Annotated in this window: 23 protein-coding genes; 16 read left to right on the top strand and 7 right to left on the bottom strand. The window is 41.1% G+C overall.

Translation table 11 applies throughout. The features are described from left to right. Nucleotides 1-55: 55 nt before the first annotated feature. Together pflA and pflB are read right to left on the bottom strand one after the other, a co-directional pair. On the bottom strand, nt 56-784 hold the full coding sequence (gene pflA, locus DFO73_RS00105; RefSeq protein WP_110063506.1) for a pyruvate formate-lyase-activating protein: 729 nt from the start codon (nt 782-784) through the stop codon (nt 56-58). A gap of 98 nt (nt 785-882) precedes the next feature. Beyond that, nucleotides 883-3108 (bottom strand): formate C-acetyltransferase, encoded by a 2226-nt coding sequence (gene pflB / locus DFO73_RS00100; RefSeq protein ID WP_110062769.1) that lies wholly within the window; start codon nt 3106-3108, stop codon nt 883-885. Between the two features lie 409 nt (nt 3109-3517). On the opposite strand from pflB, the gene safA reads away from it, so the two are divergent. Next, nucleotides 3518-4144, top strand: coding sequence for a SafA/ExsA family spore coat assembly protein (safA, locus tag DFO73_RS00095; RefSeq protein WP_181395862.1), 627 nt, complete (start codon nt 3518-3520; stop codon nt 4142-4144). Between the two features lie 44 nt (nt 4145-4188). Here safA and DFO73_RS00090 read toward each other — a convergent pair whose 3' ends face one another. Next, nucleotides 4189-4641, bottom strand: coding sequence for a hypothetical protein (locus DFO73_RS00090; RefSeq protein WP_110062768.1), 453 nt, complete (start codon nt 4639-4641; stop codon nt 4189-4191). 146 nt (nt 4642-4787) lie between these two features. Between DFO73_RS00090 and DFO73_RS00085 the strand changes: the two genes are divergently transcribed. The 8 genes from DFO73_RS00085 (at nt 4788) to DFO73_RS00050 (ending at nt 15601) form a co-directional block, all read left to right on the top strand. Then, complete coding sequence (locus DFO73_RS00085; RefSeq protein WP_110062767.1) at nt 4788-6272, top strand: helix-turn-helix domain-containing protein; 1485 nt, start codon at nt 4788-4790, stop codon at nt 6270-6272. A 172-nt stretch (nt 6273-6444) separates the two neighbouring features. Then, nucleotides 6445-8106 carry a urocanate hydratase gene (hutU, locus tag DFO73_RS00080; RefSeq protein ID WP_110062766.1) on the top strand — a complete coding sequence of 554 codons (1662 nt, stop codon included), beginning with the start codon at nt 6445-6447 and terminating at the stop codon, nt 8104-8106. A gap of 252 nt (nt 8107-8358) precedes the next feature. Beyond that, nucleotides 8359-9645 carry an imidazolonepropionase gene (gene hutI / locus DFO73_RS00075; protein ID WP_110063504.1) on the top strand — a complete coding sequence of 429 codons (1287 nt, stop codon included), beginning with the start codon at nt 8359-8361 and terminating at the stop codon, nt 9643-9645. Beyond that, nucleotides 9630-10607 carry an agmatinase family protein gene (locus tag DFO73_RS00070; RefSeq protein ID WP_110062765.1) on the top strand — a complete coding sequence of 326 codons (978 nt, stop codon included), beginning with the start codon at nt 9630-9632 and terminating at the stop codon, nt 10605-10607. Before hutI ends, DFO73_RS00070 begins: the two co-directional genes overlap by 16 nt. 48 nt (nt 10608-10655) lie before the next feature. Continuing rightward, on the top strand, nt 10656-12002 hold the full coding sequence (locus tag DFO73_RS00065) for a YjiH family protein (RefSeq protein ID WP_110062764.1): 1347 nt from the start codon (nt 10656-10658) through the stop codon (nt 12000-12002). A gap of 119 nt (nt 12003-12121) precedes the next feature. Next, nucleotides 12122-13312 (top strand): DHH family phosphoesterase, encoded by a 1191-nt coding sequence (locus tag DFO73_RS00060; protein ID WP_110062763.1) that lies wholly within the window; start codon nt 12122-12124, stop codon nt 13310-13312. A 111-nt stretch (nt 13313-13423) separates the two neighbouring features. Further along, nucleotides 13424-14218 carry a hypothetical protein gene (locus DFO73_RS00055; protein ID WP_258309115.1) on the top strand — a complete coding sequence of 265 codons (795 nt, stop codon included), beginning with the start codon at nt 13424-13426 and terminating at the stop codon, nt 14216-14218. A gap of 213 nt (nt 14219-14431) precedes the next feature. Beyond that, the gene (locus DFO73_RS00050) at nt 14432-15601 is read left to right on the top strand and encodes a D-alanyl-D-alanine carboxypeptidase family protein (protein WP_110062762.1); all 1170 of its coding nucleotides are present in this window, start codon (nt 14432-14434) and stop codon (nt 15599-15601) included. A 493-nt stretch (nt 15602-16094) separates the two neighbouring features. On the opposite strand, the gene DFO73_RS00040 is transcribed toward DFO73_RS00050, so the two are convergent. Further along, a complete protein-coding gene (locus DFO73_RS00040; protein WP_110062760.1) occupies nt 16095-16340 on the bottom strand; it encodes a YkuS family protein in 246 nt (81 codons plus the stop codon). Nucleotides 16341-16442: 102 nt separating this feature from the next. On the opposite strand from DFO73_RS00040, the gene DFO73_RS00035 reads away from it, so the two are divergent. Beyond that, the gene (locus DFO73_RS00035; RefSeq protein ID WP_110062759.1) at nt 16443-16580 is read left to right on the top strand and encodes a YuzL family protein; all 138 of its coding nucleotides are present in this window, start codon (nt 16443-16445) and stop codon (nt 16578-16580) included. A gap of 45 nt (nt 16581-16625) precedes the next feature. On the opposite strand, the gene DFO73_RS00030 is transcribed toward DFO73_RS00035, so the two are convergent. Continuing rightward, nucleotides 16626-18245, bottom strand: coding sequence for an ABC-F family ATP-binding cassette domain-containing protein (locus DFO73_RS00030; RefSeq protein WP_110062758.1), 1620 nt, complete (start codon nt 18243-18245; stop codon nt 16626-16628). Between the two features lie 201 nt (nt 18246-18446). On the opposite strand from DFO73_RS00030, the gene DFO73_RS00025 reads away from it, so the two are divergent. The 6 genes from DFO73_RS00025 to DFO73_RS29030 all read left to right on the top strand — a co-directional run bounded on the left by DFO73_RS00025 (nt 18447) and on the right by DFO73_RS29030 (nt 20700). Then, complete coding sequence (locus tag DFO73_RS00025; RefSeq protein ID WP_110062757.1) at nt 18447-18896, top strand: FAS1-like dehydratase domain-containing protein; 450 nt, start codon at nt 18447-18449, stop codon at nt 18894-18896. Further along, on the top strand, nt 18893-19276 hold the full coding sequence (locus DFO73_RS00020) for a MaoC/PaaZ C-terminal domain-containing protein (protein WP_110062756.1): 384 nt from the start codon (nt 18893-18895) through the stop codon (nt 19274-19276). Before DFO73_RS00025 ends, DFO73_RS00020 begins: the two co-directional genes overlap by 4 nt. 217 nt (nt 19277-19493) lie before the next feature. After that, nucleotides 19494-19820, top strand: coding sequence for a penicillin acylase family protein (locus tag DFO73_RS29045; RefSeq protein WP_375137297.1), 327 nt, complete (start codon nt 19494-19496; stop codon nt 19818-19820). Nucleotides 19821-19879: 59 nt separating this feature from the next. After that, complete coding sequence (locus DFO73_RS29040; protein ID WP_258309114.1) at nt 19880-20065, top strand: hypothetical protein; 186 nt, start codon at nt 19880-19882, stop codon at nt 20063-20065. Nucleotides 20066-20297: 232 nt separating this feature from the next. After that, nucleotides 20298-20441 carry a penicillin acylase family protein gene (locus DFO73_RS29035; protein WP_258309218.1) on the top strand — a complete coding sequence of 48 codons (144 nt, stop codon included), beginning with the start codon at nt 20298-20300 and terminating at the stop codon, nt 20439-20441. 124 nt (nt 20442-20565) lie between these two features. Then, on the top strand, nt 20566-20700 hold the full coding sequence (locus DFO73_RS29030; protein ID WP_258309113.1) for a hypothetical protein: 135 nt from the start codon (nt 20566-20568) through the stop codon (nt 20698-20700). A 77-nt stretch (nt 20701-20777) separates the two neighbouring features. Here the strand turns inward: DFO73_RS29030 and DFO73_RS00010 are convergent, their stop codons facing one another. Beyond that, on the bottom strand, nt 20778-21377 hold the full coding sequence (locus DFO73_RS00010; protein WP_110062755.1) for an SCO family protein: 600 nt from the start codon (nt 21375-21377) through the stop codon (nt 20778-20780). A gap of 447 nt (nt 21378-21824) precedes the next feature. Then, the coding region (locus DFO73_RS00005; RefSeq protein ID WP_309042947.1) for a group II intron maturase-specific domain-containing protein at nt 21825-22360 on the bottom strand (536 nt) is incomplete at its 5' end.

The following is a 22360-nucleotide window of genomic DNA, read 5'->3' as shown; positions in this document are numbered from 1 at the left end:
CAAGGAAAGGAAACTTATAAAAAAAATGCAGTCCCATGCCTGGAACTGCATTTTTTTATTGACCTGATAGAAGGTGGTAAGCCCATTCAGCTTTTGCTTCACTCGGAGGCTCAATATCCTTTAATAGATATTCCAGCCCAAGCGCTTCCCATTTATACACACCGAGTTTATGGTAGGGAAGCACTTCAATTTTTTTTACGTTTTCTAAACCTTTAATAAATTGTCCGAGCCTTTCAAGATCTTTCTCTTCGTCAGATATTGTTGGGACCAGTACGTGCCGAATCCATACTGGAACATGGCTGTCAGATAGATAATTGGCAAATTGCAGAATATGTTCATTTGTAAGGCCTGTCAGTTTTTTATGTTTTTCTTTATCAATGTGTTTCAGGTCCAGCAGCACTAAATCGGTATATCCCATCAATTCTTTTAGCTGACTTTGGAAAAGAGGGGAGTTGGAATAACAGCCGCCAGATGAATCAATAGCTGTATGGATACCTAGTTGTTTACATTCTCTAAAAAGCTCGATAATGAAGGGAATTTGCAATAATGGTTCTCCGCCGCTCACTGTAATCCCGCCACCAGATGCTTCAATAAAGGGGAGGTAGGATTGGAGGTCATCCATGATTTCCGAAACAGACATTTGTTTTCCTGTCCCAATCTCCCATGTGTCAGCATTATGGCAGAATTGGCAGCGAAGAAGGCAGCCCTGCGTAAATATGACATAACGGATACCCGGTCCGTCAACCGTCCCAAATGTCTCAATTGAATGAATGTTCCCGTACATGATGATCTTCCTTTCAATAAGCACGGAGCGCCTTGGCAGCACCCGAAGCTTCCTAAGTTTATGGGAGGACCTCCTTAGGGGAGGCCCGCCAATTAAAGTCACATGGTTTCATGGAATGTTCGATTTATTACATCAAGCTGCTGCTCTCTTGTTAATTTAATAAAGTTTACCGCATATCCTGACACCCTGATGGTTAATTGCGGATATTCTTCCGGGTGCTCCATAGCATCCAGCAAAGTTTCTCTATTAAATACATTTACATTCAGGTGATGGCCGGATTTAATCGAATAGCCGTCAAGGATCGATACAAGATTGCTGATTCGGCACTCATCATCTTTCCCAAGGGCTTTAGGCACAATGGAGAAGGTGTTGCTAATCCCATCCAGCGCATATTTGTAAGGTAATTTTGCCACTGAAGAAAGGGAAGCGAGCGTACCTTTTGTATCTCTGCCATGCATTGGATTGGCTCCTGGGGCAAAAGGTTCCCCGGCACGGCGGCCATCAGGTGTGTTGCCGGTTTTCTTGCCATACACAACATTGGAAGTAATCGTTAAAATGGACATCGTATGCTTGGAGTTCCGGTAGGTCTGATGCTTGCGAAGCTTTTTCATAAACCGCTCGACAAGGTCAACAGCTATGTTGTCAACACGGTCGTCATTATTGCCGTATTTCGGGAAGTCACCTTCTGTAATGAAATCAACTGCCAATCCTTTTTCATCGCGGACCACCTTTACATTAGCGTATTTAATAGCGCTCAATGAATCTGCCGCCACACTTAGACCGGCAACTCCAGTCGCCATTGTCCTTAATATTTCGGAATCATGAAGGGCCATTTCAATCCGCTCGTAGCTGTATTTGTCATGCATATAGTGAATGATATTCAATGTATTAATATAGAGATCTGCCAGCCAATCCATCATAAGGTCAAACTTAGCCATTACTTCTCCATAATCAAGAACTTCTGATGTGATAGGGGAATATTCAGGGCCAACCTGGATATTCAGCTTTTCATCCTTGCCGCCATTGATGCTGTACAGGAGGGCTTTTGCAAGGTTTGCCCTTGCCCCGAAAAATTGCATTTGTTTTCCGATTTCCATGGCAGATACACAGCAGGCAATTCCGTAATCATCTCCGTATTCAGGCAGCATGATGTCGTCGTTTTCATATTGGATAGAGCTAGTTTCAATGGACATCTTTGCACAATACTTTTTAAAATTATCAGGCAATTTAGCGGACCATAGCACCGTTAAATTGGGTTCCGGAGCGGGCCCCAAATTCTTTAAAGTATGAAGGAACCGGAAAGAGCTTTTCGTTACAAGCGGGCGTCCGTCAAGCGCCATACCGCCAATTGACTCTGTTACCCATGTAGGGTCGCCGCTGAATAATTCATTATAATCAGGCGTTCTCGCAAATTTTACGAGGCGAAGCTTCATCACAAAATGGTCGACAAGCTCCTGGGCTTCCTGTTCAGTCAATACACTTTTTTGAATATCTCTTTCTATGAAAATATCAAGGAAAGTGGAAACACGCCCCAGACTCATAGCGGCTCCGTTTTGTTCTTTAATGGCAGCGAGATAGCCAAAGTACAGCCATTGGAAAGCTTCTGCAGCATTTCCTGCAGGACTTGAAATATTATATCCATAGCTTTCCGCCAGCTTCTTTAGTTCCTGCAGTGCACGAATTTGTTCTGAAATTTCTTCGCGTAAACGAATATTTTCTTCTGTCATAACACGGCTTGTTGCCTTCAGGTCTTCTTTCTTGGCTTCTATCAGACGGTCAGCACCATATAGGGCAACCCGTCGGTAATCTCCAATAATCCGTCCACGGCCGTATGCGTCAGGAAGGCCGGTAATAATGCCAGCTTTGCGGGCAAGTTTCATTTCATCGGTATAGGCATCAAACACCCCCTGATTATGTGTTTTACGGTAATCAGTAAAAACCTTTTCCATTTCCTTGCTTGCTTCATAACCGTATGCTTCACACGCTGCTACTGCCATCCGGACTCCGCCAAACGGCTGAAGGGAGCGCTTGAAAGGGCGATCCGTCTGAACACCGACTATTTTTTCTTTTTGCTGATCAAGATAGCCTGGTCCATGGGAGGTAATGGTTGAAACGATTTTCGTATCCATATCAAGCACTCCGCCATTTTCACGCTCTTGCTTCGAAAGCTCCATTACTCGATCCCATAAAAATGCGGTCGCTTCTGTAGGTCGTGCCAAAAATGACTCATCACCTTCGAACGGTGAGAAATTTTTTAGTATAAAATCCCTGACATCAATTTCTTTTGTCCATTTACCTTTTTTAAAGCCATTCCATTTTTCCATGGAAATTCACCTCAATATTGTTTTAATGTAAAGGTTGTATAACAGTTGCCACAACTTTACTATACATTCAATATAACAGATTATATGTGAAGTAAATCACAAACCTTGTGACTGTATTGTGAATAATAATTTACAAAGGATTATTCCATAGAATGAAATATCAATCTCGTAAAACTGTATTATAATTAAAGTTTCTATTAGAGGCTGTGATAGGTATAGGATCTAATCCATTTTATTTTAGAAGGTTGACTCTATACTAACGCTGGAAATACTCTGCAAACTCGTATATATGGTGAATTGCATTTAGTTTCCACTGAAGGATAGGGAGGGGGGTAAGATAAGAAATTCCTTGAATCAGCGGTAACAATTACCGGTTTAAGAGATTAATATATTCTGATTAAATATAAGTATGAAAACACTATCAAAATTATCATTCATTCTTATGTTGTCTGTCGCACTAGTCTTTGGATTCCATTATGATGGAAAAGCATCAACCGTACATACCGTCCAATCAGGGGAAACAATGTGGAAGATTGCCCTGAAATATCAAGTAGGGGTTCATGAAATCATCAATGCCAACCAGCAGATTTCAAATCCGAATTTCATTTATCCTGGCCAAAAGGTGAATATTCCTACTTTATCTAAAACTACAGTAGGTGTAGAAGAGCAGGTCGTTCAGCTTGTAAACCAGGAAAGAGCGAAATACGGATTAAAACCTCTAAAATCGAATTGGGAGCTTGCGAGAGTTGCGAGATATAAGTCTCAGGATATGATTAATAAGAGATATTTCGATCATAATTCTCCTACATACGGAAGCCCATTCGATATGATGAAAAGCTTTGGCATTACTTACAGAACTGCAGGAGAAAACATTGCCGCAGGGCAAAAAACACCTCAAGAAGTTGTCAAGGCATGGATGAACAGCGAAGGACACCGCAAAAACATCCTTTCAGCCAATTACACTGAAATCGGTGTTGGATATGTACAAGGCGGATATTACGGCCATTATTGGACACAAATGTTTATTGGACGATAAAAAAGAAGCACCCGGGCATCGGGTGCTTCTTTTCTTTTGCCGCTTTAGTCAACAATTATATAGGCAATCATCGGGCCGCTGTTCTCTTTATCCGGGTGGGTAAGGCAAACTAAGCGGTACACACCTTCTTTGTCAAACTGGAGGGGAATAACCGTTTCCTCGCCTTTTTTTACAATCCCTTTAAAGTCGGTTCCCTCTATGATGTAAGGGTGCTCATCTCCATTCACTCCAAGAATCTTAAGATTGACCTTTTCATCTTTTTCAAGAAAAATGGTTCCCGGATCCCAGCGATACGCCTCTATTTCCTTCCCGTCCGGCAGCTTGGATTTGAATTCACCGGTGACCATATGAATCTCGCGGACAGTTTCATTATCCGCCTGATTAAATACTGTCAAACTATTTGATTGTGTATAAAACCAGACCGATGCCGAGGCAATAACCATAAAAATTATGAAGAATGCAATGAGGCTCCTTTTTTTCAAAACAAGAAAAGGCATGGCGTAACTCCTTCCTAAATGTTTGTCCATATATAATATGCAGGAAGGGCATGGGAACTTGTCTATTTTTCAATGATTTTTCTGATTATTTCTTTACATACCTTAAAATATTATTTCATAATAGAGTTAAAAAAGGATGTGGCAGCATGTACAAGGTACTTGTGGCCAATCGGGATGAGTATGATACAAAAGGCATCGAATGGCTTTTAAGATCATCCATGCCTGCGTGGCAGGTGGATACAGCCGAAAATGAAGCAGAAATGATTGAGAAACTCGAATCATTTCAGCCCGATCTCTTGATTCTCGAGCTTGACATGATAGATGAAAGCAGTTACGGCTCTTTTATAAAAACCATTCAAATTATTCGTCCTGATCTGATTGCCCTTACAATAGAAGCAACCTTCTCACAGGCAAAAAGAGCAATCGATTTGGGTGTATCGGATTTAATTTTAAAACCTATCTCGGCAGATACTCTGCTTAAGTCGGCCAGAAAGATCCACAGGCTGGCCCAGCTGAATGGGCGATTTTCTGAACAGAAACCAAAGATGGGGGCTGAAGAAGGCTGCCATTACCAGGATCTATTTTTAGAGAGCCCTGCTTCTGCCAAATCCTTTCTTACGATTGGCATTAAAGCAGAGAATCCAAGTGAACTTCCAAAACTATATTCTTTTCTAAAGAGCTATTCTTTTCAAAAAGCAGTCCGTTCTTTTATTTTGAGTGATATGGTTTTTCTTGTTGCCGAACAAACCAGCTTTGCGTGGAAAGAAGAATGTATCCGCTTCATGCGGGACTGGCAGGAAACATCAACTGTCCAAATTGCCATAAGCATTTATACCGGGCAAGAGGGAAACAGCACAATCAGGAGCCATTATCTTGCAAACCGAAAGCTAATGGAATTAACATTTTATGCAGGCTTTAATCAGGTCCTAGAAGGAAATTCACTTCCAAAGTGGCTTTCTATTGACCCTTTTTTAACACCGGACGAGCAAAGCACCTGGATTGATTTCCTAAACCAATCCGATATAGAAGGTATTAAGGCTTGGTTTCATCAAGAGTTTCTTATTTTGGCTGAGCCCTATCCCGATCCAGGACTAATCAGGATCAGGCTGACAAGCATATTGGCTCAAATCCGCAGGCATATGAAGACATTCAGGCTATCAGGCGAAAATATCGAAAAAGAATATCTATGTTTATTTCAGACCATCCTGTATTCACCCTTGATTTACCGGATCATTAAAGAAATGATCCGTTTTATTTCATTTATATTTGAAACAATTCGCTCAGATAAAAAGCTAAAGCTGGACTTGACGGAGCGAATACTATTTTTCCTTGAAACGAATTATTGGGACCCAGCTGTCAGTCTTGAAAAAGCAGCTGAATATGCTGATCGAAATGCAAACTATATTAGCTCCATATTGGCAAAAAAATGCGGAAAATCATTTCGTGAACTCCTGAATGAAACTAGAATCCGGCAATCAGCCAAGCTGCTGCTGGAATCGGATATGAGCATAAAGGAGATCGCATCTGTTTGCGGTTTCAGCAACCAGCAATATTTCAATAAAGTTTTCAGCAAATTAAAGGGAATGCCCCCGAACCAATTTAGAAAAAGAATGCAGAAAGCCTCCGTCTAAACGGGGGCTATTTTTATAGACTAAAATTATAAAACAACAAATATTTTTACAAAAATTCTAGTATTACCAGCAAAAAAACTAATAAAAACACAATTAATCAAATGTTATTATTATACTTTTCTGACACTTAACGTTCTACAATTTATATATAGATAATATTGGAGGGATCGATATGAAAGCGGAAACAAAAAGAGAAGTTAAAAATTATCATGGCAGCGAATTGCATGCAAAGGGCTGGATCCAGGAAGCAGCACTAAGGATGCTAATGAACAATCTAGATAAAGAAGTAGCAGAAATTCCAGAAGAGCTTGTCGTATACGGCGGTATTGGCAAGGCTGCACGCAATTGGGATTGCTATGACGCCATTGTAAAAACACTGCATGAGCTTGAAGATGATGAAACCCTGCTTGTCCAATCAGGTAAACCGGTTGCTGTATTCAAGTCACATAAGGATGCACCAAAGGTACTAATCGCCAATTCGAATCTTGTACCTGCCTGGGCTAACTGGGATACATTTCATGAACTTGATAAGAAGGGCCTTATGATGTATGGCCAGATGACTGCTGGAAGCTGGATCTACATCGGAAGCCAGGGGATTGTCCAGGGAACCTATGAGACTTTCGCGGAATTGGGAAGACAGCATTTTTCCGGTTCATTAAAGCAAACCATTACTTTAACTGCAGGCCTTGGAGGAATGGGCGGGGCCCAGCCACTAGCAGTTACAATGAATGATGGTGTCTGCATTGCCATCGATGTAGATGAGCACCGTATTGACCGCAGACTTGAAACAAAATATTTGGATACAAAGGTCCATACAATTGAAGAAGCTATTGCACTGGCAAAAGAAGCAAAGCTGGAAGGCCGTCCGCTTTCAATCGGACTACTGGGCAACGCAGCAGAAATCCTGCCAAAAATGCTTGAGATGAACTTCATTCCCGATGTTCTCACTGACCAGACCTCTGCACATGACCCATTAAATGGTTATGTTCCTGTTGGTTACAAACTGGAAGATGCTGCAGCTTTAAGAAAAGAGAATGCGGCTGAATATGTAAAAAAATCCAAAGCAAGCATGGCAGTCCATGTTCAGGCGATGCTTGACATGCAGAAAAAGGGTGCAATCACGTTTGATTATGGCAACAATATCCGCCAGGTTGCCAAAGATGAGGGCGTTGAAAATGCCTTCGATTTCCCTGGTTTCGTACCAGCTTATATCCGTCCATTGTTCTGCGAAGGCAAAGGACCTTTCCGCTGGGTAGCATTATCCGGCGATCCTGAAGATATTTATAAAACTGACGAAGTGATCCTGCGTGAATTCGCTGACAATGAGCACCTTTGTAAATGGATTAAGATGGCTCAGGAAAAAATTCAATTCCAAGGGCTGCCATCAAGAATTTGCTGGCTTGGATATGGAGAACGCGCCAAATTCGGAAGAATCATCAATGATATGGTTGCTAAAGGTGAACTTAAAGCGCCAATCGTCATCGGACGTGATCACCTTGATTCCGGTTCAGTTGCATCTCCAAACCGTGAAACAGAAGGCATGAAGGACGGCAGTGATGCTGTTGCAGATTGGCCAATCCTGAATGCGCTGATCAATGCAGTTGGCGGAGCGAGCTGGGTATCCGTCCATCACGGAGGCGGAGTAGGAATGGGATATTCCCTTCATGCCGGCATGGTTATCGTCGCAGATGGCACGAAGGAAGCAGAACTGCGCCTGGAACGCGTACTCACATCTGACCCGGGAATGGGAATAGTCCGCCATGTTGATGCAGGCTATGATCTGGCAATCAAAACGGCTAAGGAAAAAGGCGTAAACATTCCAATGATGGAATAGTTTTTACCGGCTAAAATTTAATAGAGTTGTGAACTTTGCAAATAAAGCTGGAAAACTAGCAAAGAATTATTAAATTTTGCAAACAAATCATTAAAATTAGTGAATAAAACAGAAAATTCAGCAAGGAAACCGCTGAAACTTGCGAATATCAATCAAAAAACAGCCTATTTCAATAAGAAACTTCTAAAAGGAACCCTCCAATCCATGGAAAAACATGGATTGGAGATTCCATTTTTTAAGGAGGAACAAAAAATGCACCCAAAACCTATCTTTATCAAGCATGCGAATCAGGTGATTACCCTAAAAGGAAGCTCCCAGCAGCCGCTGACAAGAGAAAAAATGAGCGACCTGCACATCATTGAAGATGGAGCAGTTTGGGTAGAAGACGCCTTAATCAAAGCTACTGGAAAAACAGCTGATCTCGAAGCCCAATACCAAAGCAGGCTGGAAGAAGCTGAAATTATTGATGCTTCGGGTAAAATCCTGCTGCCGGGACTTGTCGATCCGCATACGCATCTTGTCTATGCAGGCAGCCGGGAAGAAGAATTCAATATGCGCCTGAACGGTGCTACTTATATGGAAATTATGAATAATGGCGGAGGAATCCATGCCACAACCTCAATGACAAGGAAAGCGTCTGAAGAGGAATTGGTTCAAGAGAGCCTGATCCGGCTTGATCGCTTTCTTAAACACGGAGTCACAACTGTGGAAGCAAAAAGCGGTTATGGACTTGACTGGGATACTGAACACAAGCAGCTGCTGGCAGCCAAAAGAGCTGATGAGCTTCACCCGGTAGATGTTGTCCGTACCTTTATGGGAGCACATGCCGTTCCAGCCGAATACAAGGAGAATCCGGACGCCTTCATTAATTTGGTTATTGAAGAAATGCTGCCAAAAGTGGCGGAAGAAAAGCTAGCTGAATTTAATGATATTTTCTGCGAAAGAGGAGTGTTCACTCCGGAACAGTCCAGAAAGCTTCTTGAAGCAGGGAAGAAATTCGGTTTAACACCCAAAATACATGCTGATGAAATTGAGCCTTATGAAGGAGCCGAACTTGCCGCTGAAGTTGGTGCCATTTCTGCAGACCATCTGTTAAGAGCTTCTGATAAAGGCATGGAGATGATGGCTGAAAAAGGTGTTATCGGTGTGCTTCTTCCAGGGACGGCATTCTTCTTAATGGCAGAAGCGGCTAAAGGCAGAAGAATGATTGATAAAGGAGTACCTGTAGCCCTTTCAACGGATTGCAATCCAGGCTCTTCGCCAACGTGCTCCATGCCATTCATGATGAACCTTGCTTGTATGCATATGGGGTTGACACCTGCAGAAGCCATAACAGCGGCTACTATTAATGCGGCACATGCAATCAACCGCGCAAAAGAAATCGGCAGCATTGAACAAGGCAAGAAGGCCGATCTCTTGCTGCTTAATGTCCCGAACTATATGCAGATGCAATACCACTACGGCATGAACCATACAGACATCGTCATTAAAAATGGGGAAATTGCCGTCAAAGGAGGGAGCCTATGCTGCCAACGCTGACTCCTTCAGGTTTCTTTTGGCCGCGTACTGAGTTAGGAACAGATGTCAAGGTCCATGAATGGATCCGGCAGCTGCAAAGCGAAGAGGAATTCAACAAAAAAAACTGGGATGCCGTTATCTTCGGCGTCCCGCTTTCCCGGTCATCCATTAGCGCCTCGGGAGCTTCAGAGTTTCCAGAGGCCTTCCGCCGTTCATGGAAAGGTTTTTCCACTTATAATCTAGATTTTGAAAAAGATCTTCAGCAGCTGAAAGTAGCAGACCTTGGCGATGTAAAAATGCATTTTACCGACATCCCGCAATGCCATTCCAATATAAAACAAACAATAAAAGATGTCAGAAAGCAGTTCCCTAATTCCTTTCCAATTGCAATCGGAGGGGATCACTCAATCACTGCGATGCTTGTAAGCGGCCTGAATGAACTGGAACCTGATAAAGAGATTGGGATTCTCCAGTTTGATACACACCTCGATTTACGGAGCCTTGATGACCACGGGCCGACTAATGGCACGCCCATCCGCAACTTGATTCAGAATGGGGTGATCAAAGGTGAAAATGTTTACAATATTGGACTCCATGGCTTCTTTAATGGCCAGTCGCTCATCCAATATGCCCGTGAGCATAAAGTCAATTGCATTACATTGAAGGATGCGAGAAAACAGGGGTTAGCCGAAACGGTTAAAGAAGCCCTTTTGCAGTTGGAGAAAAAGGTAGACACCATCTATGTCACAATCGACATGGATGTCTTGGATATCGGCTTTGCTCCTGGTGTGCCTGCCTCAACACCAGGAGGGATGAGGACAGATGAACTTTTCGATGCTGTCTATTCTGCTGGTCTTTCTCCCAAAACAGCTGCAATGGATATTGTTTGCCTTGACCCAACCAGGGACCATCAGGCGCAGCCAACTGTAAAGGCCGGCACCTACACATTTTTAACCTTTTTGACAGCTTTAATGAATAGATAATAGTGAGGGGCATTTTTGCTCCTTACTATATATTAAGGGGGAAAGAGAATGGAAAAAGAAACGATGATTAATCCATCACCACATCGGCCGCATGTAAGCAGTCCAAACTCTACTTCAAAAAATATGGTGAAGTTCTTTCTTTTCAGTGCAATTGGCATTTTTATGTTTTTTATCCCCGTCACCATGAATGAGAAATCCTCCATCATGCTGGATCATATTGTAACAGCTATCCAAACCGCCGTACCTGCACTAGTCCCTTATTACGCCTTGCTTGTTATTCTGATGGGCGCAATCTATCCTTTCTACACAAAAACGTGGAACAAAGATAAAGTGAATACGATCTTTTCCATTTTTAAAATCATCGGGTTGGCAGTTGCTGTTATGATCGTTTTCAGGTTCGGTCCTGAATGGCTATTCGATCCAAGCATGGGACCTTTCCTGTTTGAAAAACTGGTCATATCTGTCGGCTTGCTTGTTCCGATTGGATCAGTATTCCTGGCATTGCTTGTAGGTTATGGCTTGCTAGAGTTTATCGGCGTATTGCTGCAGCCTGTCATGAAGCCGATTTGGAAGACACCGGGACGATCTGCCATTGATGCTGTCGCTTCCTTTGTCGGCAGCTATTCCATCGGGCTTTTAATAACGAATCGAGTATTTAAAGAAGGGAAATACAGTATAAAGGAAGCTGCCATTATTGCGACAGGCTTTTCAACTGTATCGGCTACCTTTATGATTGTCGTTGCCAAAACACTTGGATTGATGGAAATCTGGAACACGTATTTCTGGACCACATTAGCTATAACCTTTATTGTTACAGCAATCACAGTCCGAATCTGGCCTTTGCGATCCATGAGCGAAGATTATTACGATGGCAAGGAACCACCGAAGGAATCCTTCTCAGGAAGCCGCTTACAAGCAGCCTGGAAGGAAGCGATGGATACAGCGGAGCATTCACCGGCACTATGGAAAAATATCAGTATTAATTTAAAAGATGGGTTAGTCATGACCATGTCCATTTTGCCATCCATCATGTCCGTTGGATTGCTGGGCTTAGTACTCGCTGAATTTACACCTGTTTTTGACTGGATTGGTTATATCTTTTATCCTTTTACTGCACTTGTGCAGCTTCCAGAGCCATTATTAGCAGCAAAAGCAAGTGCAGTAGGCATAGCGGAAATGTTTTTGCCAGCCCTTCTTGTAGCGGAAGCAGCGTTGGTTACTAAATTCGTTATCGGTGTCGTTTCTGTTTCAGCGATTATCTTTTTCTCAGCGCTTGTGCCTTGCATTTTATCAACGGATATTCCAATTTCTATTCCACAGCTGCTTGCCATCTGGGTGGAGAGAACAATTTTAACGATATTACTTGCATCTCCAATTGCATTTTTACTGTTTTAATACCTTAGTCCCCGCTTATAAAGCGGGGATTTTTCGCATAGAATTTCACTATACAACCAAACTAGTAAAGGATATTGTAAATAATATTTAAAGAGTCTAATGATAGCAGGTGATGCTTTTTGTACAGGCTGTATACACATAATGACCTGGATGGGGTCGGCTGCGGCATTGTTGCCAAAATTGCTTTCGGAAAAGAAGTGGAGGTCCGATACAACTCCGTCATGGGGTTGGACCACCAAATCGAAAGGCTTTTTGAACAAGAAAAAAAACTGAAGGATGACTTTCTTTTTATCACGGACTTATCTGTGAATGAGGAGAATACGATTAGGCTTGATGATCTTGCAAAAAGCGGCGGGAAGGTTAGATTAATCGACCATCATAAAACAGCTTTGCATTTTAATGAATACAGCTGGGGAAGAGTGAAGGTTAATTATGAAGATGGAAGGCTAACAGCTGCCACTTCTTTACTTTATGAATATCTGCTGGATCATGAGCTTATTAAGCAATCACAGGCGCTTGATGAATTTGTTGAACTTGTCCGCCAGTATGATACTTGGGAATGGGACCAAAACGAAAATATCAAAGCTAAAAATCTCAATGATTTATTTTTTATGGTATCGATCGATGAATTTGAAGAAAAAATGACAGAACGGATTTTAAACTCCGAGCATTTTGAATTTGATGATTTTGAACAGAAGCTGCTCGAGATGGAAGAAGAAAAAATTGAACGATACGTAAGAAGGAAAAAGCGGGAAATTGTCCAAACCTTTATCGGTGATTATTGTGCGGGGATTGTCCATGCAGAATCGTATCATTCTGAGCTGGGAAACGAACTGGGGAAGGACAACCCGCATTTGGATTATATCGCTATATTAAACCTTGGCGGCAAAAAAATCAGTTTCAGAACAATTCATGACCATGTGGATGTTTCAGCCATTGCCGGCCAGTTTGGAGGAGGGGGACATGCAAAAGCATCCGGATGCTCTATGGGCAAGGAAGCTTTTCAGCTATTCGTCAATGATATATTCCCGTTGGATCCCATGAGGCAGGATGCATTCAAGAATAGATATAACAATAAAAATTCACTCCAAGGCGCTCTGTACGAAAATAAAAAGGGCGATAAGTTATTCATTTTTGCAAAGAACGAGAACAAATGGATTCTTGAGATGAATGGAAAGGCTATTCAGGAACCCTTTGAGGATTTTCAAGCTGCTGAAAATTTTCTTAAAAGAAAATATATGGCATGGCTTGTACGCGATGATATTTATGTAGACTTTTTAAAAGATTTTTATATGAAAATGAAGCATTAGAACCGCCGTTTGGCGGTTTTTCTTTTGGCTAGCCTGAAATTGCGCCCATTCTGTAAAAAATAAGCAAATATCATATATAATGGAGAAAGTACAAATGTAAGGAGAGGTCTTATGGAAATATTAATGGTTTTTTTCGGCATTATATTTTTCGCTGTATTTATTAAAATCCTTTTTACCGGATCTAAAAGAGCTTCTTTCATAAAAAATGAACAGATTCCCGAAAACCTTGGCATACAGTCAGAAAACATGCTGCCAATTATCCATCGTCTTAAAAAATCACTGAAACATGGATATAGAGAAAATATTAAAAACCGGGTGTTAAAAGACCACCCAAGATGGAAGGACCATGAGTATGAGTGGGCATTTTTTGAACTAAAACGATATTTTGTCCTGAATAGCCTCTTGAAAACTGTTCCAATGTTTAGCGAAAAAGTGGATGAAATTTGGCACGAGATGCTTATGTTTACCCGTGACTATGCCCAATTCTCACAGAATTTTTTCGGAGAGTATCTGCATCATTCTCCAAATATGGACAGCACACCCATTCCAGGGGAGAGAGCCTTTTTTGACTGGGTATATTTAAGCCTTTTTGATAATAGCCATAATAGCCGGAGAATTTGGGGAGACTTTTTAAAGAACCCGATAAAAAAGGAAATTCTTGAGGACTTCAGAACCTTGAATGACGAGGAGCTATTGGCAAAATATTTCAGAGACAGCAGCGATTGGCTAAGCATAAAGAAGGAACTCATCGCTAAATTAAAAAGAGAAATTTCAGAGGCTGATGCCATTAAGCTGGGAAATAAACCGCTTGAGTTTGCAAAACCGAGCTCAGTTTACCAATATTCATATTTGCTGCGGGGGATCCAGCTGTTCAAGCTGCGGGGGAGGCTGCAGCAGCTAAAATAAGCAATCCATATTGGATTGCTTATTTTTTTATCCTTAATTATTTAATGACTTGGTTACAATATTAGCAAGAGTTTTCCTATGATTATCAGTACTTTCAAATTCCGCCAATAAATTTTCAATTGTGTAACAATTTATATTTATAATATCTCCCTGGTTTAATTCTTTGATACAATCGAAGTTGGATGATTATTGGCTCGAATTGGATGTGTATTTATGAGAAAATTGGTTCTTTCTATGCTGCTCATTTGCTCGTTCCCAAATACGATTGCAAGTGCCGATGTAATAACAGAACCTGAAATTATCAGTGAAGCAGCTGTCCTTACAGATTCGGAATCAGGGACAATTTTATATGAAAAAAATGCAAAGAAAAAAATGTTTCCAGCCAGCTTAACAAAGATTGCTACTGCTATTTATGCAATCGAGAAGGGAGACCTAAGTGAAATCGTAACCATAAGCAAAGATGCGATGGAGGTCGATGGGACAAGAGTTTACCTGGAGGAAGGGGAAGAAGTTCCCCTAAAAAAGCTGGTGCAAGGGATGCTGATAAATTCCGGCAATGATGCAGCATGGGCGATTGCCGAACACCTGGATCAAAATATGGATAACTATTCGGAAAATCTTAATAGCTTTCTTAAAGAGGAGGTCCACTTAAAAAACACTCACTTTGTAAATCCCCATGGCCTGCATGATGAGAACCATTATACGACAGCAGCGGATCTTGCCAAATTAACAAACTATGCCCTTAAAAATGAAACCTTTAAAGAGATATTTGGAACAAAGGAATTAAAATGGTCGGGGAAGTCTTGGGAAACAACAATCTTTACCCATCACCGGATGCTTAAAGGTGAGGTTCCTTTTAAAGGTGTAACAGGCGGGAAAACAGGTTTTGTTAATGAAGCAAAGCAAACACTTGCAACTTCTGCTGAAAACGAATCAATAAAACTTACAGCGATTGTATTAAAGGCAGATTTTAAGAGGGATATTTACCAAGATACAAAAAACCTACTTAACTTTGGCTTCCGGAATTACGAAACCTCAGCACTCAGCAGCACAGAGGTGTTCCCAGCAGAGGGAAAAACCTTTACGACCGGCGGAAAAAATGTTCCGATTACCTTGCCAAGAGGCTCATACAATGAGAATGTAACTTCAACAGGAAAGCTGATCATCGAGGATGATAACGGAAAGGTCATTCAAACTCTTCAGCTCGTTGAGGATAAAGAAGATGAAGTTGTATCAAGCAGGCTCCAGCAGGAAGAGGAACCCAAAAAAGAAACAACCGGTTACTACGGGAAAATCGGTTTAACGCTTTTTTTGTTTGCTGTATTTATCCTTTTATTAAGGAAAAATCTTAAAGCTAGAGCAAGAAGGAGAAGACGGGTGTAGTGCCCGTTTTTTTATATAAAAATTTAATTGAGTATAATGATAGTAGTCGCAGTAAAAGAAAGCACAGAAAGAAATTTATACGGCGAGAAATTAAGTTATGTGCGGAGAAGAAGTTTTATGCGCTGAGAAACCTGGCTATGAGCAGAAAAATGAGGACATCACAGGGTCGCTTGCTATAAAAAAAGACTAAAGTAAAAAACTTTAGTCTTGATTGCATGAATATTAAGGAAAATATTCTTAATCTGGTTAACTGTCTGGCCCTGCACCTAGCTCCTCGAGATCATAACGCAAATCACTTCAGAAAACAGGACAAGGAACGTTTCCTCGGCGATACATCGCTCGGCCGAAAGCGCTGGCTTTTGGGAGGATTTCTTACGTAATTTGGATTATGCTTATCGGACCTGCACAGGGTGGGCTGGCGTCAACCTCCGCCACAGGACGTGGCGGCCTTTAGTTGACGTTCCTTGTTCAAGGCGCTTCGGATTTTCCGTGATTATTGCATTCTTTGCTCCACCTGCTGGCAAACTTCTTCTGCCGATAGGCCGTTTGCTTCGATCACAGGTGCTTTTGTAGAAGTATCCTGCATGCCCATCACATTGGAGTCAAAACCGGTTACAACACAGCATGAGCAGTTCTCTGCGTCATTGGCCGTTTTCATATCAACCACTTCATATCCTTTTTGGCGAAGTGCTTCGGATACATTTGTTAAGGATTGTTCAACCGCTACTCTTTTCGTCATTCTTAACACCTCCTCCGTTGATAGATTGGCTTTTTTGCTCTATTTTTATTCCATGGATAAAAACACGCCAATCACGAAAAAGTAAGGAAGGAGGTGTTGAAAATGGGTAAACGCAAAAAGGATCCTTCCAAGGCGGGTTTAAGCTCACCGAATGTAGAAGGACAAGGAACGACCAACATGGAAACAGGAAGCAGAACCGCTTCTTCTGCACGCCATAAAAATAAGAAACAGGATGTTTAAAACATAATAAAAAGCAGGAAGGCTGCACCTCCTGCTTTTTCCCATTTAGGTATACATTTCTGCGACTTGTTTTTGGATCGCAGCATCTTCCAGATATTCATCATATGTCATTTGCTTATCCACAATGCCTGCCGGTGTAATTTCTATAATGCGGTTGGCGATTGTTTGAATAAACTGATGGTCATGAGAAGCAAACATCAGAGAGCCTTTAAAGTTAATTAATCCATTGTTCAGTGCTGTGATGGACTCCAAGTCAAGATGGTTTGTAGGTTCATCAAGCAACAGAACATTCGCGCCGCTAAGCATCATTTTCGATAGCATGCAGCGGACTTTTTCTCCACCTGAAAGCACGCTTGCTTTCTTCAATACTTCTTCTCCGGAGAACAGCATTCTTCCAAGGAATCCCCTTAGGAAGCTCTCACTGTCATCAGCAGGCGAGAACTGGCGCAGCCAGTCAACAAGATTCAGGTCAGAGTTTTCGAAGAACTCGGAGTTATCTTTCGGGAAGTAAGACTGAGATGTTGTGACACCCCATTTATAGGTGCCTTCATCCGGCTCCATTTCACCAGTCAAAATTTTAAATAAAGTCGTTTTAGCAAGCTCGCTTGCGCCAACTAGCGCAATTTTATCATCCTTATTCATGATAAAGCTGACATTATTAAGAACCTTCACACCATCAATGGTTTTGCTGATTCCATCAACACGAAGCAAATCATTGCCGATTTCACGGTCAGGGGTAAAGCCGACATATGGATATTTTCTAGAAGAAGGCTTGATGTCATCCAATGAAATCTTATCAAGCAGCTTTTTACGTGAAGTTGCTTGTTTGGATTTGGATGCATTCGCACTAAACCGCGCAATAAAGCTTTGCAGTTCCTTGATTTTTTCTTCCTTCTTCTTATTTGCATCCTGCGCCATCTTTGAGGCAAGCTGGCTGGATTCATACCAGAAGTCATAGTTTCCAACATAGATTTGAATTTTCCCAAAGTCAAGGTCAGCAATATGAGTACAAACCTTATTTAAGAAATGGCGGTCATGGGATACGACAATTACTGTATTTTCAAAGTTAATCAGGAATTCCTCAAGCCACTGGATTGCTTTAATATCCAAGTGGTTTGTCGGCTCATCCAGCAAAAGAACATCCGGCTTGCCGAAAAGAGCTTGTGCAAGCAATACTTTAACTTTTTCTGAACCAGAAAGGTCAGCCATCTTTTTCGTATGAAGCTCTTCTTCAATCCCTAAACCTTTCAGCAAAATAGCTGCTTCAGACTCTGCTTCCCAGCCGTTCAATTCAGCAAATTCACCTTCAAGTTCAGCAGCCTTCATACCGTCTTCATCAGTAAAATCAGCTTTCATATAAATAGCATCTTTTTCCTGCATTACTTCATATAGGCGTGCATGACCCATAATAACAACTTTTAGGACCTCATATTCTTCATACTCAAAATGGTTCTGCTTTAAGACGGCAAGACGTTCATCAGGACCTAAATGAACACTCCCGGATTGTGCTTCGATTTCTCCGGATAGGATTTTTAGAAAAGTTGATTTACCGGCACCGTTTGCACCGATCAAGCCGTAGCAATTTCCGGGTGTGAATTTAATATTAACATCTTCAAATAGTTTGCGATCACCATATCGAAGACCTACATTACTGACTGTTATCATATTATTTTTATTCCTCCAAATACATAATCCTTAAAATTATAACACTTCCAGCGCTTAATCGCGAACTCTTCTTTATGCTATTTTTACATCTAACCGTAAAAAGCAAAAATTTTCGATAAATAAGAGGAAGAAGTTTGAAAAAATTGAATAAATAAGAGAGAGAAATTTTGCCAAACCGTCAGGAAGGAAGTGTATTCACTCATGGAATCTATTTTAATAGAGGAAATAAAGATAGAACCCTTCAGTTTTCAAATTGAACGGGGTAAAATCAAGGAATTTGTTATGGCGATAGGAGACCTGAACCCTATTTATTATGATGTAGAATCCGCAAGAAAGATGGGATACCGGGATATCCCCGTTCCGCCCACATTTCCAACAGCGATTGAAATGTGGGGTGGATTGGATTTTGAAACCCTTATCGCCCTTCTTGGCCTGGACCCTCTTAAAGTGCTTCACGGCGGCCAGGAATACCAGTATATAGGCGAGTTATATGCCGGAGATTCAGTAACTGCCTTTCCTAAATTAATTTCAGCATTTGAGAAAAGAAATTTACGTTTCTTTACTATAGGCATAACCTATAAAAACAGCAACGGAGAACTGGTTCTCTATTCAGAATCAACCATTATTGAAAGAGGAGGGTCCATTAAATGACTGAATTAAAGCCGCTCATAAAACCGGAGATTACCCATACGCAGTTAGTCAGGTATGCTGGAGCATCTGGAGATTTTAATCCGATTCATACAGTTGTCCCAGTCGGCGAAAAAGCCGGTTTAGGCGGAGTGATTGCCCATGGGATGCTTATTATGGGAATGGCAGGAGAAGCATTAGGCACTTGGTTTCCAAGAAAAAACTTAAGAATGTTCAAGGTTCGGTTTAGCAAAATGACCCGTCCCGGCGAAAAGCTGGCAATCGAAGGCAAAGTATCTGAAGAAATAGTGGAAGAAGGAGAGAAGAGACTAGCAGGAGAAGTGTTTGTTAAAAATGAAAAAGGAGAGCTGAAGCTATCAGGCAAGTTTCAAGTGAAAATTTGAATTTAAGGGCGGTTTTCTATGGAGGGAAATGCCGGGTCCAATTAAGGCGAAGAATGGGGTGGAAAAAATTTGCCCTATGGGCCGGTGCAATCAATTCCCCTCATATCCGAAAGAAGCTCCCTACATAGTAGCTAAAAGTAACTTGGATATAGAAAAGAAAAGTCCTGACAATAAATAAGAGTTTCTATTTAATGAAAAATGGGAAAAGGCAGAAGTAATTGATGAACCAATAAAAGTAAAAAGCAATGGAATCATTGATTATGAAGTGACAGTTACACGTCTTGGACCCGTTATATCAAAGATTGCTGCAGACAGCGGCAAGGGAACCGTACTTTCTCTGCAATGGACAGCCCTCGAACCATCGAAAGAACTGGAAGCTAGCCTAAAGATGAATAAGGCAGCTGACTGGAATCAATTTGAACAGGCTTTGGAACTATTTCATACTCCTGCCCAAAATTTTGTATTCGCTTCGCCTGATGGAACGATCGCTTACAAAGCCAACGGCAAAATACCTATCAGGAAAAAGAAGCCATTGATCTTTTAAAAAATTGGAACTTCATCGACCATAAAGATGAAGCTGCGCCTTTGATTTTTAATCTATGAATGAAAAATTTATATGATGTACTTTTTGAAGGCCAAATTCCATCTGGGATGAGGAAGCTTTTTAAAGGGCAGAAGCAGGCTGTGGACGAAATAATGAGAAGAGCTGCAGAAGGTACAGAAAGCGAATGGATAGCAGAGAAGGGAGGACTTGAGGAAGTTCTTAATTTTAGCAGTCAAAGAAGCTGAAGCTCTTCAAGGGAAAAACATGTCAAAGTGGAAGTGGGGAACTATCATTAGCTCGCATTTCCCCACCCTCTATCAAGTACAGAGCCACTGAATTATTTGTTCAACAGGAAGGCAGGATTCCCGTTGGAGGCAGTTTTGTAACCGTATAGGCTGCAGCCAATAATGATGATCGCACTGTAAACCAAGGGGGATCCTAGAGATTTGTAATTGTTACTTTTAACATGCATACAGCATTCCACTTAGTGGGGCAGGCCGATCGGGCCACCCGCTGAGCCGCTGGTACCATGATCAAATGAATGACTGGGCCGAGGGAAACTATCATCAGACTAGACTAAATGAACAGAGCAGCAAAAATCAGCTCGCTTTAAATCCATAAGACGCACCCACTAAGGCTTATACAAAGTCGAAAAATAGTTATAAAATGTTTCTATTTGTTCATAGTTTTTTCATAATTTTCATGTACAATATAACCATACAGGCAGGAAAAAGGAGTTTTTTTAATGGCTAAAAAGCAGCTCGTTGATTTAGTTAACCGATTAAAGCAATCCGGTATTAAAGTAAGCTTTTCCAAGCCAAGATCAAAAACTTTAATACTCATCAACCAAAACAAAAATTTATCTTCTTCTACGAATTAGGTAAAAAAATGGCGGATCATGCATCCGCCATTTTTTAATTCATAGATATTAATAGGTTATGATTCCAATATACGAATTTAAATTTCCTTCATAATTTTATTAAAAACATCTTTTTTATCAAAATCTTCGCCCATAGGAAATTTCTTTATAAATTTATTATTCTCATCCAATAAATAAACAAAGGTGCTATGAACAAAAAATCCATCGCCAGGATCGCGGTACTGGAATTGGAACGTGTTAGCCAGCTCCTGGATTTCATATTGATCCTGCTTTAAGTTATCAGGATCTGCTGTGAGCAAAATCCAATTACCGTCATTTTCAATGTCAAAAGTATTCATATATTTTCTGAGTACCTCTGTTGTATCCCTGTAGGGGTCAATGGTCACCGTCACAAATTGTACTTTATCTCCATAAGCGCCTTTTTTTTCAAGGTCGCTTTTGAGCATATTCATTCTTTGTGTTGTTGTAGGGCAAATATCCGGGCAATGCGTATAAATAAATTCGACGAGCTTCAGCTTTTTTTCAGATTCAGCTAAATCATATACCTCGTCATTAGCAGTTACTAGTGTAATATTATCAGGAATCTTTGCTGTCATGTCACGTATGATAAAGAAAGAAATGCCGGCAGCAATGCCTATAATTACAATGAGCGTGCTTATAATATAAATCTTTTTCATTATTTTCCCTCCCAATATAAAGATAAATAATATCCCACGAAAATCCTATGGATAATATGTGAACATATTTAAACATGGAATAAATATTACATAATGAGAAAGAAAAAGGGGGGATCTTTTATAAAACAAAACGCTTTGTTAATTTCCGTTCCATGCACTCAGCGAACAGCAGGAGGTCCGGGAGCTTCCTCGGCGCACTCGCGCCTGCGGGGTTTCCATTTGACTCGCACTTCCCGCAGGAAATATAACCAGCTTCCTTGAATTAACACCACACGAAGGAAATGCGAATGCATTTTCGAGGACTCGCGCCTTCCGCTCCAATCAACAAAGTGCCTGAATAATAATATTGTGCTTTAAATACCCAAATCGAGTAGAGGGAAAATAAATGTATTATTTTCGCCCCTCTCACAACACCGTACGTACGGTTCGCGTATACGGCGTTTCAATTTATATCACAGTGTGTACTTTTAGATAATGTTCTAAAGCAGAGGGGACTCCCCTCTGCTTTAGTCTTTTGTTTGAGATTGCTCTTTGGACGACTTTGGATAATCCTATGAATCGGTAACCTTTTCGACAGTAGGTTAATCCTTTCGCTTCTTCCTCCGGAATCCCTAGTTGAATAAGCGATTTAATTTGTTTCTTCGCTACTTTCCATTGTTTCCAGATGATGACCCTAATTCTGGAGCGAAGCTTTGTGTCTATTCGTTCAGTCACTTTTTTCATGTTTGCCACTCTGAAGTAGTTTACCCATCCAAATATTACTTGTTTCAATTTCAGCATTCGGTAGTCTAGTGGAACACTCCAATTTCGCTTTGTCAGTTGACGAAGCTTCCTTTGAAACTTCTGTACCGAACTTGGATGAGGTTTCACTTTATATCTCTTGTTATTAATGTCGTAATAATACCCAAATCCTAAGAATTTTAATTCTTTTGGACGTGAGATTCTACTCTTCTCTACGTTGACTATCAGACCTAATTTCTCTT

It is taken from the genome of Cytobacillus oceanisediminis, from assembly GCF_003182355.1.
GTDB lineage: Bacteria > Bacillota > Bacilli > Bacillales > Cytobacillaceae > Cytobacillus > Cytobacillus oceanisediminis_A.
This window is presented reverse-complemented; position numbering and strand designations above follow the sequence as displayed.